Raw genomic sequence first — 15,595 nt, forward strand, 5'->3', positions numbered from 1 at the left:
TCTTCCGTCACTCACCGACGAGAGCGCCTTTCAATTCCGGATTCTCCGGTGGGGGAAATCATCGCAGCGACTCCGGGCCCGCAAGGTGCGGACTCCGGACACTGCCCCCGAGGGAGTTCCTTGTATGGCATCTGGCACTGTGAAGTGGTTCAACGCGGAAAAGGGCTTCGGTTTCATCGAGCAGGAAGACGGCGGCGCTGACGTGTTCGCCCACTACTCGAACATCGCCACCACCGGCTTCCGCGAGCTTCTCGAAGGCCAGAAGGTGAACTTCGACGTCACACGGGGCCCCAAGGGCTTGCAGGCGGAGAACATCGTTCCCGCCTGAGCGATCCGAGTCGACGCGCACCGCACAGCCCGGACCCGCAGTGGTCCGTGCCCCCGATCCGTTCCCCCGCCGCACGACGGCGCCCGCCGCTGCGGGCCCGGCGGCGAGCACTCGGCAGCGTCGTCGCCCACCGCACAGCGGCGAGGCGCTGCCGGTATCCCTTCTTTCCCGGCCGGACACGATTCCGGCCCGCCGTGGCGAGCTGTTCTCCGCTGCTCGGACTCCGGCGCTTTTCCGACGAGCCGGCTCTCGACCGACCGGCCGGCTCCGCACGTCTGTTTCTCCGGCTCGTTCTTGCGAATCCCCGAGCGGTTTCACCACCGCCGGGACGCATTCCTCGATACGTGCCGCATCGAGGAAGGTTCTGCATGAACCGCACCATCCGTTCGCATGACAACTCCCACCGCTCCGGTGCCGGTTCCTCCGGTGCGCCCAGCCGCGGCAGCCGCGGCCGTGCACGAGGGAACGGCCGCAAGGGCGCCCCGCCGCGTTCGACCACGGTCGGACGGCAGGGGAGTGGCAAGAAGCGGCCCGGTTCGCAGGGCGAGTTCGCCCTGCCGGCCACCACGACGCCAGCGCTGCCGGCCGTCGAGAGCTTCGCCGAACTGGCCCTGCCCGATCCGCTGGCGGCCACGCTCCGCACCGAGGGCATGACCGTGCCCTTCCCCATCCAGGCGGCGACGCTGCCCAACTCGCTGGCCGGCCGCGACGTGCTGGGCCGCGGGCGCACCGGCTCGGGCAAGACACTCGCCTTCGGGCTGGCGCTGCTGGCCCGCACCGCCGGGCGGCGGGCCGAGCCCCGGCAGCCGCTGGCCCTCGTGCTCGTCCCCACCCGGGAACTCGCCCAGCAGGTCACCGACGCGCTCACCCCGTACGCCCGTGCGCTGCGGCTGCGGCTGACCTCCGTGGTCGGCGGACTGTCGATCGGCCGTCAGGCGAACGCACTGCGCGGCGGCGTCGAGGTCGTCGTCGCGACACCCGGCCGGCTCAAGGACCTCCTCGACCGGGGCGACTGCCGGCTCGACCAGGTGGCCGTCACCGTTTTGGACGAGGCCGACCAGATGGCCGACATGGGCTTCATGCCCCAGGTGACGCACCTCCTCGACCAGGTGCGCCCGGACGGGCAGCGGCTGCTCTTCTCCGCCACCCTCGACCGGAACGTCAACCTCCTGGTCCGCCGCTATCTGACCGATCCGGTGGTCCACTCCGTCGATCCGCCCGCCGGTGCCGTCACCACGATGGAACACCACCTGCTGCACGTGCACGGCGACGACAAACAGGCCACCACCACACGCATCGCCGCCCGCGACGGACGCGTGATCATGTTCCTGGACACCAAGCACGCCGTGGACCGGCTGACCCGCAACCTCCTGGCCGTCGGGGTGCGTGCCTCGGCCCTCCACGGAGGCAAGTCGCAGGCGCAGCGCAACCGCACCCTCGCCCAGTTCAAGACCGGCCACGCCACCGTCCTGGTGGCCACGAACGTCGCCGCCCGCGGTATTCACGTCGACAACCTCGATCTGGTCGTCAACGTCGACCCGCCCGGCGACCACAAGGACTACCTCCACCGCGGCGGACGCACCGCCCGGGCCGGCGAATCCGGCACCGTCGTCACCCTCGTACTGCCCGATCAGCGCCGCGACGTGGACCGTCTCATGGCCGATGCGGGCATCAGGCCGCAGATCACCCGGGTCCGCTCGGGCGAGGACGCGCTGCACCGCATCACGGGCGCCCAGGAACCCCCGGGCGTCCCCGTCACCCTCACCGCACCCGCCGCCGACCGCCCGGCCGGCACCGGCCCCTCCCGGCGCGGGCGGCGCAGCCGGCCCCGCAGGGGGAACCGGACCGCCACCCGCCGCGCCGCATAGCCGCCGCCCGGCACCCGGGGCCGAGCGCGCCGCCCGGGCCCCGCAAGCCCGTGCGCCGCGCGGGCCCGCAACGCAGAGGAGACCCTTTGACGCCCGCTCCCTCACCGGCGCCCAGCGCACCCCTGACCGCCCGCGACGCGATGGACGAACCCGGACTCCAGGTCGACGACCACATGCCGGTCGACGTGGCGCTGTCCGTCCTGCGCAGCGCCCGCGTCCCGCACCTGGTCCTCCAGGACGCGGACGGGCGCTGCTCCGGCCTGGTGACCCGCGAACAGCTCGCCGCCCACCGGGGCGGTACCTGGTACACCGACGGCACCCGGCTGCGGGACCTCCCGCTCGACCGGGGACCGTTCACCCTCCCCGCGGCGCGGCTCAGCGACGCTGAAGCCGCCATGAGAGGGCGGACGCTGGAGGTGTCGCCCATCGTCGACGAGTACGGCTACACCCTGGGCGTCCTCGCCCTCACCTCATGAGTTCTCCCCTCCGACCCTGCTGAGGCACTATGCGCTGCGTCATCGCCCATTCCCCCTTCTACCTCTTCAAGAGCGACGTGCTGGCGGCGATGAAGGGCGTCAAGCCCGAACCCGCCTCCGGGGCGACCGTGACGGTCGGCCGTCGCACCTACCCCGTCAAACAGGTCGGTGAAGCCGTCACCGGACTGGACCGCCGCGACTTCTCCGTCGGTGAGGTGAGCCGGGCGCTGACCCGTCTCGGTTTCACCTGCCACGACGCCGCGGCAGCGGCATCGGTCCCGCTCACCCCGCTCCAGGAGGCGACGGCCCTGCTGGGCACCGTGCCGCGCCCCTGACGCCCGGCCCGGAGACCCTGGGGCCCGACCGGCTCCGGGGGCTCCGGGGGCTCCGGGGAAGGGGCCGTACGGGCGGGGCTGCGCCCCCACACGGGACGGCACGGGGCCCCGCCCGTCGCGGTCCGGGCAGGTGGCCGTATAGCATCAGCGGTCATGCCGAACGCTGATGAGCTGCTCGTTGACATCGCCGCCAAGGTGGAGTCGGAGCACACCAATCAGATGCCCCTCACCGTCGTGGTGCACGGAGCTGTCATCACCGGCCGACTGGCCCCCGAAGCGATGTGGCGCCAGCGGGTCGCCGAGGTCCTCCGGGACTCGGACCGCCTCGTCCCGTTCGCGGACACCTTCATGGCCGCTCCCGAGGGCTCAGGACCCCAGCAGACAGACCCGCCCGCCTACCTGCACTTCCACGTGGCCAGGATCCTCCAGGGCCAGGTGGGCATCCCCGAGACCGGCGGGATGTACCGCATCGCCATCAAGGACGTGAGCGCCTGGACGATGGGCGACCTCAGCTACTCCGACCAGTGAGCCGTCTCCTCCGCCCCCAGCGGCGGGGGAGTGACGGCGACGGCGCCGGCCCGCGTCCCCACGCGGGCCGGCGCCATGCTGCTGACGGGCTGCCGGGCTGCCGGGCTGCCGGGCGCGGCGGCGACGGCCGGTGCGACGACGGTGACGACCAGTGCCGTCTCGCTGAACGAGACGCCGTCTTCCGTCTATTGACTGACGCCCGCCCTGCCGGAACAGTGCGCCTGTGAGCCAGCAAGCAGGACCAGCGAAAACGAACGAGCCGGGGCCGCAGGGCGGTGGAACACCCGGCGAAAGCGCCCGGGAGACCGTCCTCCCCGAGCCCGGCGGCACGGACGCGAGCAGCACCGGCGTGACCGCGAGTGACGCCGGCACCGACGCGGACGACGCCGGCACCGGTGCGGGTGCCGCGCCCGGCGGTGAGCAGAGCGGCAGCCCGGAGAGCATGCGCCGGGTCGCCGTCGCCAGCTTCATCGGCACGGCCATCGAGTTCTACGACTTCTACGCCTACGGCACCGCCGCAGCCCTCGTCCTCGACAGCGCCTTCTTCCCCAACCTCGCCCCCCTCACCGCCACGCTGGCGGCCTTCTCCACCTACGCGGTGGCCTTCGTCGCACGCCCGCTCGGCTCGCTGATTTTCGGACACTTCGGTGACCGGGTCGGCCGCAAGTCGGTGCTGGTGGCATCGCTGCTGCTGATGGGGCTCTCCACCGCGTTCGTCGGGCTGCTGCCCGGCTACGCCACCCTCGGCGTCTGGGCGCCGCTGCTGCTCGTCCTGCTCCGCTTCCTCCAGGGTATCGGGCTGGGCGGCGAATGGGGCGGTGCCGCGCTGCTGGCCGTGGAGCACGCGCCCGAAAAACGCCGCGGCCTGTTCGCCGCCTTCCCGCAACTCGGCCCCTCCGTCGGCTTCTTCGCCGCCACCGGCATCTTCTGGGCCCTCTCCGCCGGTCTCGACGACGCGGCGTTCCGCTCCTGGGGTTGGCGGGTGCCCTTCCTGCTGTCGTTCGCGCTGGTCGCCGTGGGGCTGTTCGTCCGGCTGCGGATCAGCGAGACGCCGGTCTTCCGGCGTGTGATGGCGGAGCAGGAAGAGAGCAAGGCACCGGCCGTCGAGGTCTTCCGGACCCACTGGCGGGAGACCCTGCTGGGGGCCGGCGGCATGATCGTCGCCTACGGCCTCTTCTACACCGCCACCACCTACTGTCTGAACTACGCCACCCAAGGGCTCGGCGTGCCACGCAGCACCATGCTCGCCCTGTCGATGGTCGCCTGCCTCTTCCTCGCCGTCGGCACCTGGTTCGCGGCCACCCGCTCCGACGCACGCGGCCGTCGCCGCCTCGTTCTCACCGGCTGCGGACTCGCCGTCGTCTGGGGGCTGGTCCTCTTCCCCCTGCTGGACACCGAACGGCCGGTGCTGATCGCCCTCGCCCTGGGCGGCACGCTGTTCTGCATGGGCGTGGTCTACGGGCCCATGGGCGCCTACCTTCCGGAGCTGTTCAGCGCCCGGGTGCGGTACTCGGGCGCCTCGTTCGCCTACAACCTCGGCGGAGTGCTCGGCGGGGCGGTGGCGCCCCTGGTGGCCACCGACCTCCAGTCCTCGTACGGTTCGAGCGCGGTGGGCTGGTACGTCTCGGCCATGGCCGTGGTCTCCCTGCTGTGCGTGCTGGCTCTGCCCGAGACGCGGTCGCGCGAACTCGGCTGAGGGGGCGTGAGGGGGCGTTCCGGAGGCAGGAAGCCGGACGGTGGGTGGGGCGGCCGGATTTCGCCTTTCCGGAAGAAGACCGTCCCCTCTCCCTCCTCCTTCGGAAATATTTTCGCTGTAAGCTGCCAACTCTCCGGCCCCTCCTTCCACTTCGACTTCGCCAGGCGGCAGGCGTATGAGTGAGCTCCCGAGACAGCGGGCGGATCGCGCACGTCCGGCCCCCGTTGGGGGGACAGCCGGTGCGTCGGACCCTGCTCGGGACGCCGCGCCGCCTGCCACGTCCGTGGTCCTGCCGCCGGAAGCGGCAGGCCCGCGGACGTACTTGTTCTCCGTGCGGAGTGGAGCCGGCGCGTGAGACGCCCGGCCCGCGGCCCGGCTCGGTGGCGGTGCGGAGGTCCGAGCACACCCCGGCAGCGGGGCAGGCCCGCCGCTCCAGAACTCCGACGGCCAGGGCTGTCCGCTGTCCCGTCCGCCCCGCCGCGCAGCGGCCGGCCGACGACTGCCCGATCGCAGCTTCGAACGGAGAGAACATGCCTCGTCACGAGGAAAACGCGGGCCCTGTAGCCCCCGCCGTGCGTCGCGCTGTCACCGCGCCCCGGGTCGCCGGAGACCTGGAGGCTCTGCGGCCGAGGCCGACCCGGCCGGTCCCGGCCGCTCCTGTCGCACCGGCCACCTCCGCCGTTCCGGCCGTGCAGCCGGAGGAGACGGAAGCGCGGCGGGAGCCGCGGGAGCCGGGCGCGTCCGGGGCCGACAACGGGGGAGGGGAGGCAGAGGTTTCCCGCGTCTCTCCGCGGGCCGCCACCGTAGCCGCCGCCCCGGCGCCGACCGCGACTGCCGCCCCTGCGCCGACCGCGACTGCCGCCCCGGCGCCGGCCACGGCCGCCACTCCTGTGCCCGCCGCCGACTCCGCCCTCTCCGGGCGGGGGAGAACCGGGCTCGGCAGTGTTGCGGTGGCGGGAGCGGGAGGCAATCCGCCGGCCCGGTCGGGTGCTGCGCAGGGCGTCGGGGAGCAGCCTCCCTCGGGCCGTCCCTCCAAGGCGCTGCTCGCCGGCGCGGGGATCGCGGGGGCGCTCATGATCGCGGTCCCGTTCCTCGTCATGGGGACGCACGACGACGACCGGGAGAAGGAGGTTTCCGAGACCGCGTCAGGCGTGACGATGCCGAAGGAGAGCGAGCACCACAACCCGGGGACCTACGTCCCCGAGATACCGGTGCCCTCCCCAGGTGACGGCAAGGGCTCCGGAGGCCCGGACGCATCCGGGTCCGAGCGGGGTGACAAGGGCGGGTCCCGTGAGGACGCGGTCGTCGGGGATTCGGTGCCTTCCTCGGACGGCGCCGACAAGGGGGCCGGCAGGGCGGACACCCCGGCAGCGGACTCGTCCGCAGCGCAGCAGGACGAGGACGGCGGCACCGGCGAGAACGGCGGCACCGGCGAGGACGGCGGGTCCGGCGAAGACGGTGCGGTCGTCGGGGAATCCGTCTCGTCCTCCGACAGCGACGAGAAGAAGTCCCGGAGCGCGGACGCCCCGGCGTCGGAGAGGAACGAGGACGGCGGGGCCGGTGAGGGCGCGCCCGTGCAGAAGATGAGCGTCCCCGAGGGCACCGAGGTCAAGAAGAGGGCCACCCCTCGGAAGCTGCTGGTGGCGGCGGACCCGTCGAACTCCAAGCACGTGATGCTGCGGAACGTGCTGACCGGTCTGTGCGCGGATGTGCCCGGCTACGGCAAGGGCCAGGCCGGCGGCCCCGTCAACCAGTTCGACTGCGAGAAGTCCGCGGGCGACAACCAGGTCTGGGACTTCGAGGTGAGCAACAAGGGAGGCGGACCCGGCGGCGCCAACCTCTTCGTCATCAAGAACGAGAAGGACGGCCTGTGCATGGACGCGGCCGGCAAGGGCGACGCTCCGGGCCCCACGGCCGTCACGGAGGGGAACTGCGACGCGACGAACGCGGACAACCAGCTGTGGTGGCTCGACGGCCAGGGCGACGGGACGTACTGGATCCGCAACGCCAAGAGCAGCGACCGGTGTCTGGACGTGTGGGGCGAGACCTTCGGCAGCGGCGGGCGTGACGCGCACCTGGGGCTGGCGGACTGCAACCCCGAGGACGACCACGCGTGGAAGCTCGACTGACCGAGGAGAGGACCTGACAGGCTCCGACCGCCGCGGACCGCTCAGCCGTCCGGCGGTACCGTCGGCACGGCCGCTATGGCCGGTGTGGCCGCTATGGCCGCTGTGGCCGGTGCCGAAGGTGCCGCCGGAGGGCTGATGTTCCGGGCATTCCGAGTGTTCGGGTGGTCAAGTGTCCGAGTGCCCGGCTGCCCGGATGCTCCGGGACGGCTGACCGGCGGCCGTACGTGACGTGGGACGCGGGCGGGGACCGGCGGCCGACGGGAACATTCGGGCGGGCCGCCTCGTTGCGTGGGGGCCTGGCCGTTCCGTCCCATGGGAGCAACGTTGCCCGACACCACTTCCACCACATCCACCACCTCCGTCCCCTCCGCCGTGCCCGCCGTGACCGCCGTTCCCGCTCTTCCGGCGCTGAGCACGCAGGCCGAGCGGCTGATCGAGCTGGGGGTGCATGAGATCGCGGGGCTGCCCGCCGCCGAGCTGCGTGCCTTCGCCGACGCCGCGGGGGACCCGGCCGGCGACGAGGACGGCGGCGTCCTGCTCGCCGTCCACCCCGACAGGGCGCCGGCCTCCGCCCTCGCCCCGCTGCTCCGCCGCGACGGCAAGCCCGGCTTCGTCGTCACCGACATGCTCGACGTCGACGAGTTCGCCCCGCTCGAATCGGTCGCGGTGCCCGACTCGCCGCTCCACCTCATCACCGGCGTCGACCGCGGCGACCGGATGGCCAACTGGAGCCCGGACGAAGCCCTGCCCGCCCTCACCGCGGAAGCGCGCACCCCGTTGCTGCTCACCGAGGGCATCCACTGGGTGCTCCAGCAGCCCGCGGCCCTGGAGCGCAACCGCTGCTTCATGACCATTGGTTCGCGGCTGCGCAAGCCCGACGGCACGCTGGACTCCCGCACGCCCGCCCTCTGGATCAGCAACGGCACGGGGCGGGACGGCCGTGAGCGCCGCAAAGCCCCCAAGGTGGGCTGGTGCTGGGCGGGCAACCGGCACACCTGGCTGGGCTTCGCCTCGGCGACGGGACGCCGCCCCGGCACCCTCTGAGGGGCCCGGGGGCGGGCGGGGCACCGGCGGCGGACCCTGGAGACGGGGCTCTGCGTCGGGCCTCGCCCCGCCCCGCCCGGCGTGGGACGGTTTTGCTAGGCGGGGCCCGCGGTTTCCTGGGCGGGCTCCGCGGTTTTCCGGAGGGGGTGCGCTGCGGAGCCGGAGTGCTGCCGTACGAGTTCGTAGGAGCGCACGCGGTCGCGGAAGTCGTAGACCGGTGTGGTGAGCATGAGTTCGTCCGCTCCGGTCGCGCTTGCCAGGCGGCCCAGCCGGTCGACGACGGTCTCCGGCGTGCCGACGGCTTGCTGGGCGCGGAAGCCGGCCAGTGCCCTCTCCTCCTCCGGTGTGAAGGAGTGGGCCGCCGCCTCGGCGGGCGTCGGGAAGGCGGTCTCACTCAGCCCCTTGAGCAGCCCCGCCTTGACCACGTTCATCGGTCCGGCGTGCCATACGGCTTCCTCCTCCGTCTCGGCGCACACCGTCTCCACGCACACCAGCACCCGGGGGCGCTCGCACCAACGGGACGGAGTGAACGCTTCCCGGTAACGCTCCACCGTCGCAGGGGTGTTGTCCGGGCGGATGTGGTGGGCGACGGCCATCGGCAGGCCCAGTTGCGCGGCGAGCGTCACCCCCGCGGGGCTGGAGGCCAGCAGCCACGGCTCCGGCAGGAAACCGAGTGCGACTTCCTCGACGAGGAAGGACAAGGTGGCGGCCACGTCGTCCCGGTAACCGGTCTCCGTCGTCGGCTCGCCCCCACGGCGCAGCGCCCGGGCGATGTCCTCGTCGAGGGTGCCGGGGCCGCGCCCGATGCCGAGATCCACCCGGTCCGGGTGGAGCGCCGCCAGGGTGCCGAACTGCTCGGCGAGGATGAGGGGGGAGTGGTTGGGGGCCAGCACCCCGCCCGAGCCGAGGCGGATCGCGGAGGTCGAGGCGGCGGCGTGCGCGATTAGGACGACCGGGGGGAAGGCGCCGATCGCGGGGGAGTGGTGGTGCTCGGCGTACCAGATCCGGTGATAGCCCAGCCGTTCGAGTTCCTGTGCGAAGGGCACTGTGTCCCGGAGCGTGTCCACGGCCCGGGTGCCTGTCTGGACCATGGCGACTTCGAGCGCCGAGAGAGGTACGTCGATCATGGCGTCAGCATAGGCTCACAAGTTCGATGCTGCGGGCCGTTGTTGATGCCGAGCGGGTGGACGGTGCCGCTCCGCTCCACGGTCGGCTGCCGGGCGTCAAGTGTTCAACCTGCCCTGCATGTACGGACGTTCGCGCGGGGGCGCGGGCTCAGTCCGCAGGCCGGTCTCTCTGGTATAGACCCTTGACTTGGTACAGACCATACGGTTGAGTGCGGCTCATTCACCCCCCACATCGAGGAGCACTCGCGATGTCGAGAAAGCGCATCCTGGCCGTGCTGACCGCATTCGTCGTCGGTCTCGGTCTGTGGTTTGGCATGCCCATGACTTCTCAGGCGAGCCCCGCGAAGGCGGGCGCGAAGTCCAAGGCGGCGTTCGTCGTCAGTGAGGCCCAGTTCAACCAGATGTTCCCGGACCGGAACCCCTTCTACACGTACGCCGGGCTCACCCAGGCGCTCGACGCCTACCCGGAGTTCGCCACCACGGGTGACGAGGCCATGCAGAAGCGGGAGGCCGCGGCCTTCCTGGCCAACGTCAGCCACGAGACCGGCGGCCTCAAATACATCAAGGAACAGAACGAGGCCAACTACCCGCACTACTGCGACGCCTCCCAGCCCTACGGCTGCCCCGCCGGGCAGGACGCCTACTACGGGCGCGGCCCCATCCAGCTGAGCTGGAACTTCAACTACAAGGCGGCCGGTGACGCCCTCGGCATCGACCTGCTGAACGACCCCTTCAAGGTCGAGAACGACCCGGCCGTGGCCTGGAAGACCGGCCTGTGGTACTGGAACACGCAGCAGGGACCGGGCACGATGACCCCCCACAACGCCATCGTCACGGGCGCCGGCTTCGGTGAGACCATCCGTGCCATCAACGGCACCCTGGAGTGCAACGGCGGCAACCCCGGCCAGGTGCAGAGCCGGATCGACAACTTCAAGCGCTTCACCCAGATCCTCGGCACCACCACGGGGGACAACCTCAGCTGCTGAGGTGCGCCCGCACACCCAGCCCCGCACGGGGGCGGAGCCGGCAGGCCCCGCCCCCGTGCGCTGTTGTGTGGCGTTTCCCCCGGAGGGGGTGTGCCGCGGCCCCGTCCGTACGGGTGCACTCCCGGGGCTCAGCCCGGCTGCGCCTTGGGTGCAAGCCCTCCCAGGGCCGCGACGGCGAGTCGCACGGCGCGGTCCCTGACAGCCTCGTAGTCGCCCCCGGCCTCCAGCGCGGTGGTGGCGGCGTTGACGAACCCCTGCAGAAACCGCGCTGTCAAAGCCGGATCCTCGTCGCCGAGGTCGCGCAGGGCGGCCACCAGTGGATCGAGCAGTGCGCGGTGTGCCGCCTTTGCGCCCTCGCGCAGAGCCGCCGCGTCCTGTTCGTCGGCCGTCGCGCGGGCGATGCGGTGCTCGCCGTCGCGCACCATCATCAGCTGGGCCGTGACATAGGCGGCGACCCGGTCCTCGGGGGCGTCGCCGGCGGCGGCGAGGGCGGTTTGGATGTGCCGGGTCCAGCGGGGTGCCGCCTCGCGGACCACCTCGGTGAGCAGGTGGCCGCGGTCGGGGAAGTACTTGTACACGCTGTTGCGGGCCAGCCCCGTACGGCGGGCGATCTCCGCGAAGGTCACCTTGGCGGCGTCGCCCTCCGCGAGCAGTTCCCGCGCCGCTTCGAGCAGGGCGGCACGCTGCTGGGCGCGGTGGTCGGCAACCGACGCAGCGTGGATCTTCGGCACGGGGCCCAGTCTAGAAGCCGTCGGCCGCGCACCCGAGCGCGGTGCCCGCGCACCGCCACAAGGCCCCGGCCGCCTCGTCCCGGCGACCCCCACTTGGGGACGGTGCGTCGCCATCTTCTATGTTGGGGACGCACCGTCCCCAACTTCGAAAGGAACCTCGTGTTCCTCGCCCTGCTGGAACTCAAGGCGGCCCGTGGCCGCTTCCTGCTGATGGGCAGCGTCGTCGTCCTCGTCGCCGCGCTCGTCGGCATCGTCTCCGGATTCACCACCGGCCTCGGGGACGACACCGTCTCCGCCCTGCGCCGGCTGCCCGCCACCCACATCGCCTTCTCCGCCGGCACCGACTCCGACCAGTTCGCCCGCGGACTGGTCGACCGGCGGACCGCCGCCGGATGGCGCGCGGAGAAGGACACCGAGGCCACACCACTGGGTGTTTCCCTCACCCGCGGCACCACCGACCGCGGCGCCGAGGTGGACCTCGCTGCCTTCGGCGTCGAGCCCGGCGCCTTCACCGACCCCGGCGCGGAGCAGGGCAGGTCCCTGGAGGCGGCCGGACCGGACGGCGTCGTCGTCTCCCGCGGGCTCCTCGACGACGGTGTCCGCATCGGCGACACCCTCACCATCGACCGGCTCGGCGTCCGCCTCCGCGTCGTCGGCGTCACCGGCCGCTCCTCCTACGGGCACGTGGCCGCCGCCTACGTCACGACCGACACCTGGCGCCGGATCCGTTTCACCACCCCCGGCGCCACCACACGCCCCGGTGACCTGCCGCACCAGTACAGCGCCGTGGCCCTGCGGCTCCCCGCGGACACCAGTCCCGCGCAGCTCGCCGCCGCCGACCACCGGCACGGCACCGCGACCGTCTCGCTGGAGGACGCCTTCGCCGCGGCTCCCGGCTACAAGGGCGAGCGGCTGACGATGAACTCGATCCAGACCTTCCTCTTCCTCATCGCCCCGCTCGTCGTCGGCGCGTTCTTCGCCGTCTGGACCATCCAGCGCACCCCGGAACTCGCCCTGCTGCGTGCCATGGGCGCCTCCCGCCGCCGCCTCCTCGGCCACACGCTCGCCCAGGCCGCCGTGGTCGTCGGGGCCGGCACCGCCGTCGGGGCGGCACTCGCCTCAGCCGTCGGACTGCTGGTCGGTGAACAGGTCCCCTTCAGCCTCCCCGCCGGCACGCTCGGCGCCACCATGGCAGCCGTCGCCCTCGTCGGCCTCGCCGGCTCGGCCCTCACCCTGCGGCGCGTCACCACCGTCGACCCGATGACCATGCTGGGAGCCGGACGATGAGCCTCCACCTCCACGACATCACCGTCACCCTGGGCCGCGGCGAGTCCCGCACCACCGCCCTGCACCACCTCACCGCCGACTTCCGGCCGGGTGTCCTCACCGCGCTCGTCGGCCCCTCCGGCTCCGGCAAGTCCACCCTGCTCGCCGTCGCCGGTGCGCTGCTGCGCCCCGACACGGGCCAGGCCCTCCTCGGCGAGACCGACCTGGCCGCCCTCACCGACCGCGACTGTGCCCGGGCCCGCAGGGAACGCATCGGCTACATGTTCCAGAGCGGCAATCTGCTGACGGGGCTCACCGCGGAGGAACAGCTTCTGGCCGCCGCCTCCCTCGCCGGCCGGAAGAGCCGCGCCGTGCGCGACCGTGCGCGGGAACTGCTCACCGAGGTGGGGCTCGAACACCGGCTGCGGCACCGTCCCGACCAGCTCTCCGGCGGCGAACGCCAACGTGTCGCCCTGGCCCGCGCGCTGCTCATGGAACCCGAACTGCTCCTCGTGGACGAACCGACCGCCGCCGTCGACCGGAACCGCGCCGCGGACCTGACCGCTCTGATCGCCCGGACCACGCACCGGTACGGCTGTGTCACCGTCGTCGCCACCCACGACCCGGTGGTCACCGGCGCGGCGGACGCGACCGTCGACATGCTGCACCACACCGTCCCCGGCCAGGCGCGTGGTGGCAGGGACGGCGGCTAACCGTCCCGCGGGTCCCCGCCCGCACCGGGTGCGGACCGGGGCGACGCGGCCTCGTCCCGGTCGGGGGCGCACAGGCCGTGCTCCCACGCCCAGGCGGCGATCTCGACCCGGTTCCTGGCGGCGAGCTTGCGCTGGACGTTGCCCAGGTGCGTCTTCACCGTCGAGAGGGAGACGTACAGCTCGGCGGCGAGTTCCTCATTGGTACGTCCGCGTGCCACCAGCCGTGTCACCTCCAGCTCCCGCTGGGTCAGCGGCTCCGGCAGACCGCCGGGGCCGCCGCGCCCCCGCCCCCGCCCGCCCCCGGCGGGGGCGGCTCCCGCGTCCGGGCGCCGCGCCGCGGAGCCGTCGTCGCCCTGCGTCATCCGGGCCAGCAGCCGCACAGTGACCGCGGGCGAGATCATCGCGTTGCCGGCCGCGGCGGCCCGCACTGCCTCGGTCAGCAGCGCCGGCGCACCGTCCTTGAGCAGGAACCCGCAAGCACCGTTGCGCAGCGCGCGGTACACGTACTCGTCGAGGTCGAAGGTGGTGGCGATCAGCACCTTCAGCGGGTCGCCCACCTCCGGGCCGGCCAGCAGCCGGGTGGCCTCCAGCCCGTCCAGGACCGGCATCCGGATGTCGAGCAGGCACACGTCGGGGCGCAGTGCGCGGGCCTGCTCGACGGCCGCCGCGCCGTCCGCCGCCTCCGCGACGACGCACAGGTCCGGCTGGGAGTCGAGGATCATGCGGAACGCGGCGCGGACCATCTCCTGGTCGTCGGCGATGAGAACGCGGATCGTCATGCCGGACATGATCGCAGGGGCACGGGGCCGCCCTTCAGGCCGGCGGAGCGGCGGTCCGTGACGGCAGGACGGCCAGCACGCGCCAGCCGCCCCCCGGCCGCGGTCCCGCCGTGAGGGTGCCGCCGGCCTCCTCGACGCGTTCGGTCAGTCCGACCAGCCCGAAGCCGGCACCGTCCGCCGGGGCGGCAGCCGCCGGCGCACCCCCGTCGTCGGTCACCTCCGCCTCCAGCTTCCCGTCCGGCCGCAGCGCCACCCGGACCTTCACGCGTTCGGCGCCGGCCGCGTGCCGGCGCACGTTCGTGAGCGCTTCCTGCACCACCCGGTGCACGGTGCTGTGCACCTGCGGGGGCAGCGGCCGGTCCGTCAGCCGGGGATCCAGCGCGACCTCGGGCCGCAGTCCGGTCGCGGCGAACTCGTCGGCCAGTTCCCGCAGCGAGCGCAGGTCACCCGGCGGACGCGTCGGAGCAGGCGCGGAGGTGTCCCGCAGTGAGGAGACCATCGACCGCATCGAGCCGAGCGCCTGGGAGCCGGCCTCCTCGATCTGGGCGAGCATCCGGTCCAGATCCTGGGCGGACGGGGCCTTCCCCGCCCCGGCGGCGAAGCGTGCGGCCCGTGTCCGCGCGACGATCGCGGTGACGTGGTGGGCGACGAAGTCGTGCAGGTCCCGCGCGTACTCCAGCCGCTGCTCCCGCAGGACGGCCTCCCGCTCCCGGACCCGCAAGGTGTCCCGCAGCCGCAGACAGAGTCCGAGCGCCACCATCAGCGGCACGGCGAAGCAGGCGAGCACCACCATGACCCCCAGCGTGATGCTGTCCCGGGCCTCAAGGCGCAGCGGGAGCGCCACCACGACCGCGGCGAGCACGGCGCTCAGCGCCACCGCCTGCCGTGGCGGGCACCGCCGCACCACGCAGGCGATCAGACACAGCAGTGCTCCGGTCTCCACCCCGCCCGGGGTGTTCTCCGCGCGCTGTGCCACCAGCGCACCCACCACCGTCACCAGGCCCGAGGCCGCAGCCGCCCACACCACCCGGCGCGGCAGCGGACGGTCCGCGACGAGCAGCGTGCCCACGCACAGCAGACCGGAGCCCGCCGTCAGCAGCGCCACGGGCCCGAGCGGGGCGTTGAGCCCCTCCAGGACGGCGAGTGTGCCGAGTACCGCACCGGCCACGGCGAGCAACACCTGCCGGGGGCGGGAACGGGTGCCGAAAGCGGAGATCATGCCAGGTCACGCTACGGCACCGGCGTCCCGTCCGCCTCAGCCGTTCGGCCGAGGCGAGCGGCGGCCGACCGGGCCGGAGGCCGTCGGGATTCGGCATTCCGGCCGATCCGCCGCACCCCGCGCACCCAGCAGGATCGTCTCCGGCGCGGCCTGCACGCCGCGCCCCGTACCCCGCCGGGCCCCGACGCCCACCGGGCGGCGGATCCGCGAACGGCACGGAGCGACGTGACGCACCCCACCGGCCCCCCTGCTCCCGGGCCGAACGGCGGACACGTTCCCCGCGCCGCCGTCTGACCCGCTTCCCCGGCAGGCCCGCCTCCGGCCCGGCACCCTCACGCCCCTTCGGCGCCCCCCACGGCCGCTCACCGCC

Annotated in this window: 16 protein-coding genes; 12 read left to right on the plus strand and 4 right to left on the minus strand. The window is 73.1% G+C overall.

The features are described from left to right. Positions 1-124: 124 nt before the first annotated feature. From IO40_RS0106795 to IO40_RS0106835, 9 genes are all read left to right on the plus strand, one after another. The gene (locus tag IO40_RS0106795) at positions 125-328 is read left to right on the plus strand and encodes a cold-shock protein (RefSeq protein ID WP_016471628.1); all 204 of its coding nucleotides are present in this window, start codon (positions 125-127) and stop codon (positions 326-328) included. Positions 329-696: 368 nt separating this feature from the next. Continuing rightward, positions 697-2,196: a DEAD/DEAH box helicase gene (locus IO40_RS0106800; RefSeq protein ID WP_031175035.1), complete on the plus strand. Its 1,500-nt coding sequence runs from the start codon at positions 697-699 to the stop codon at positions 2,194-2,196. An 86-nt stretch (positions 2,197-2,282) separates the two neighbouring features. Further along, entirely contained in the window at positions 2,283-2,672 is a 390-nt protein-coding gene (locus IO40_RS0106805; protein WP_016471630.1) for a CBS domain-containing protein, read from the plus strand. A 29-nt stretch (positions 2,673-2,701) separates the two neighbouring features. After that, positions 2,702-3,007 carry an SCO5918 family protein gene (locus IO40_RS0106810; protein ID WP_016471631.1) on the plus strand — a complete coding sequence of 102 codons (306 nt, stop codon included), beginning with the start codon at positions 2,702-2,704 and terminating at the stop codon, positions 3,005-3,007. 153 nt (positions 3,008-3,160) lie between these two features. Continuing rightward, entirely contained in the window at positions 3,161-3,535 is a 375-nt protein-coding gene (locus IO40_RS0106815) for a hypothetical protein (protein ID WP_016471632.1), read from the plus strand. Between the two features lie 30 nt (positions 3,536-3,565). Beyond that, the gene (locus IO40_RS37530) at positions 3,566-3,727 is read left to right on the plus strand and encodes a hypothetical protein (RefSeq protein WP_157846430.1); all 162 of its coding nucleotides are present in this window, start codon (positions 3,566-3,568) and stop codon (positions 3,725-3,727) included. A 157-nt stretch (positions 3,728-3,884) separates the two neighbouring features. Continuing rightward, entirely contained in the window at positions 3,885-5,231 is a 1,347-nt protein-coding gene (locus tag IO40_RS0106825) for an MFS transporter (RefSeq protein ID WP_016471633.1), read from the plus strand. Positions 5,232-6,181: 950 nt separating this feature from the next. Continuing rightward, on the plus strand, positions 6,182-7,360 hold the full coding sequence (locus tag IO40_RS34735; protein ID WP_051803433.1) for an RICIN domain-containing protein: 1,179 nt from the start codon (positions 6,182-6,184) through the stop codon (positions 7,358-7,360). 324 nt (positions 7,361-7,684) lie between these two features. Beyond that, on the plus strand, positions 7,685-8,404 hold the full coding sequence (locus IO40_RS0106835) for a DUF5701 family protein (protein ID WP_394298476.1): 720 nt from the start codon (positions 7,685-7,687) through the stop codon (positions 8,402-8,404). Between the two features lie 95 nt (positions 8,405-8,499). Here IO40_RS0106835 and IO40_RS0106840 read toward each other — a convergent pair whose 3' ends face one another. After that, positions 8,500-9,531: an LLM class flavin-dependent oxidoreductase gene (locus IO40_RS0106840; protein ID WP_031175037.1), complete on the minus strand. Its 1,032-nt coding sequence runs from the start codon at positions 9,529-9,531 to the stop codon at positions 8,500-8,502. Positions 9,532-9,845: 314 nt separating this feature from the next. Between IO40_RS0106840 and IO40_RS0106845 the strand changes: the two genes are divergently transcribed. Then, on the plus strand, positions 9,846-10,517 hold the full coding sequence (locus IO40_RS0106845) for a chitinase (RefSeq protein WP_394298477.1): 672 nt from the start codon (positions 9,846-9,848) through the stop codon (positions 10,515-10,517). 128 nt (positions 10,518-10,645) lie between these two features. Here the strand turns inward: IO40_RS0106845 and IO40_RS0106850 are convergent, their stop codons facing one another. After that, entirely contained in the window at positions 10,646-11,248 is a 603-nt protein-coding gene (locus tag IO40_RS0106850; RefSeq protein ID WP_016471638.1) for a TetR/AcrR family transcriptional regulator, read from the minus strand. A gap of 159 nt (positions 11,249-11,407) precedes the next feature. Here IO40_RS0106850 and IO40_RS0106855 point away from each other — a divergent pair, with 159 nt between their 5' ends. Together IO40_RS0106855 and IO40_RS0106860 are read left to right on the plus strand one after the other, a co-directional pair. Next, positions 11,408-12,535 (plus strand): ABC transporter permease, encoded by a 1,128-nt coding sequence (locus tag IO40_RS0106855; protein WP_031175038.1) that lies wholly within the window; start codon positions 11,408-11,410, stop codon positions 12,533-12,535. Beyond that, positions 12,532-13,227 (plus strand): ABC transporter ATP-binding protein, encoded by a 696-nt coding sequence (locus IO40_RS0106860; RefSeq protein WP_016471640.1) that lies wholly within the window; start codon positions 12,532-12,534, stop codon positions 13,225-13,227. The genes IO40_RS0106855 and IO40_RS0106860 overlap by 4 nt, the downstream gene beginning before the upstream one ends. Here the strand turns inward: IO40_RS0106860 and IO40_RS0106865 are convergent. Together IO40_RS0106865 and IO40_RS0106870 are read right to left on the minus strand one after the other, a co-directional pair. Continuing rightward, complete coding sequence (locus tag IO40_RS0106865) at positions 13,224-14,006, minus strand: response regulator transcription factor (protein WP_041968685.1); 783 nt, start codon at positions 14,004-14,006, stop codon at positions 13,224-13,226. The genes IO40_RS0106860 and IO40_RS0106865 overlap by 4 nt on opposite strands. A 34-nt stretch (positions 14,007-14,040) precedes the next feature. After that, positions 14,041-15,225 (minus strand): sensor histidine kinase, encoded by a 1,185-nt coding sequence (locus tag IO40_RS0106870; RefSeq protein WP_016471642.1) that lies wholly within the window; start codon positions 15,223-15,225, stop codon positions 14,041-14,043. Positions 15,226-15,595: the final 370 nt, after the last annotated feature.

It is taken from the genome of Streptomyces albus subsp. albus (assembly GCF_000725885.1).
Taxonomy (GTDB): domain Bacteria; phylum Actinomycetota; class Actinomycetes; order Streptomycetales; family Streptomycetaceae; genus Streptomyces; species Streptomyces albus.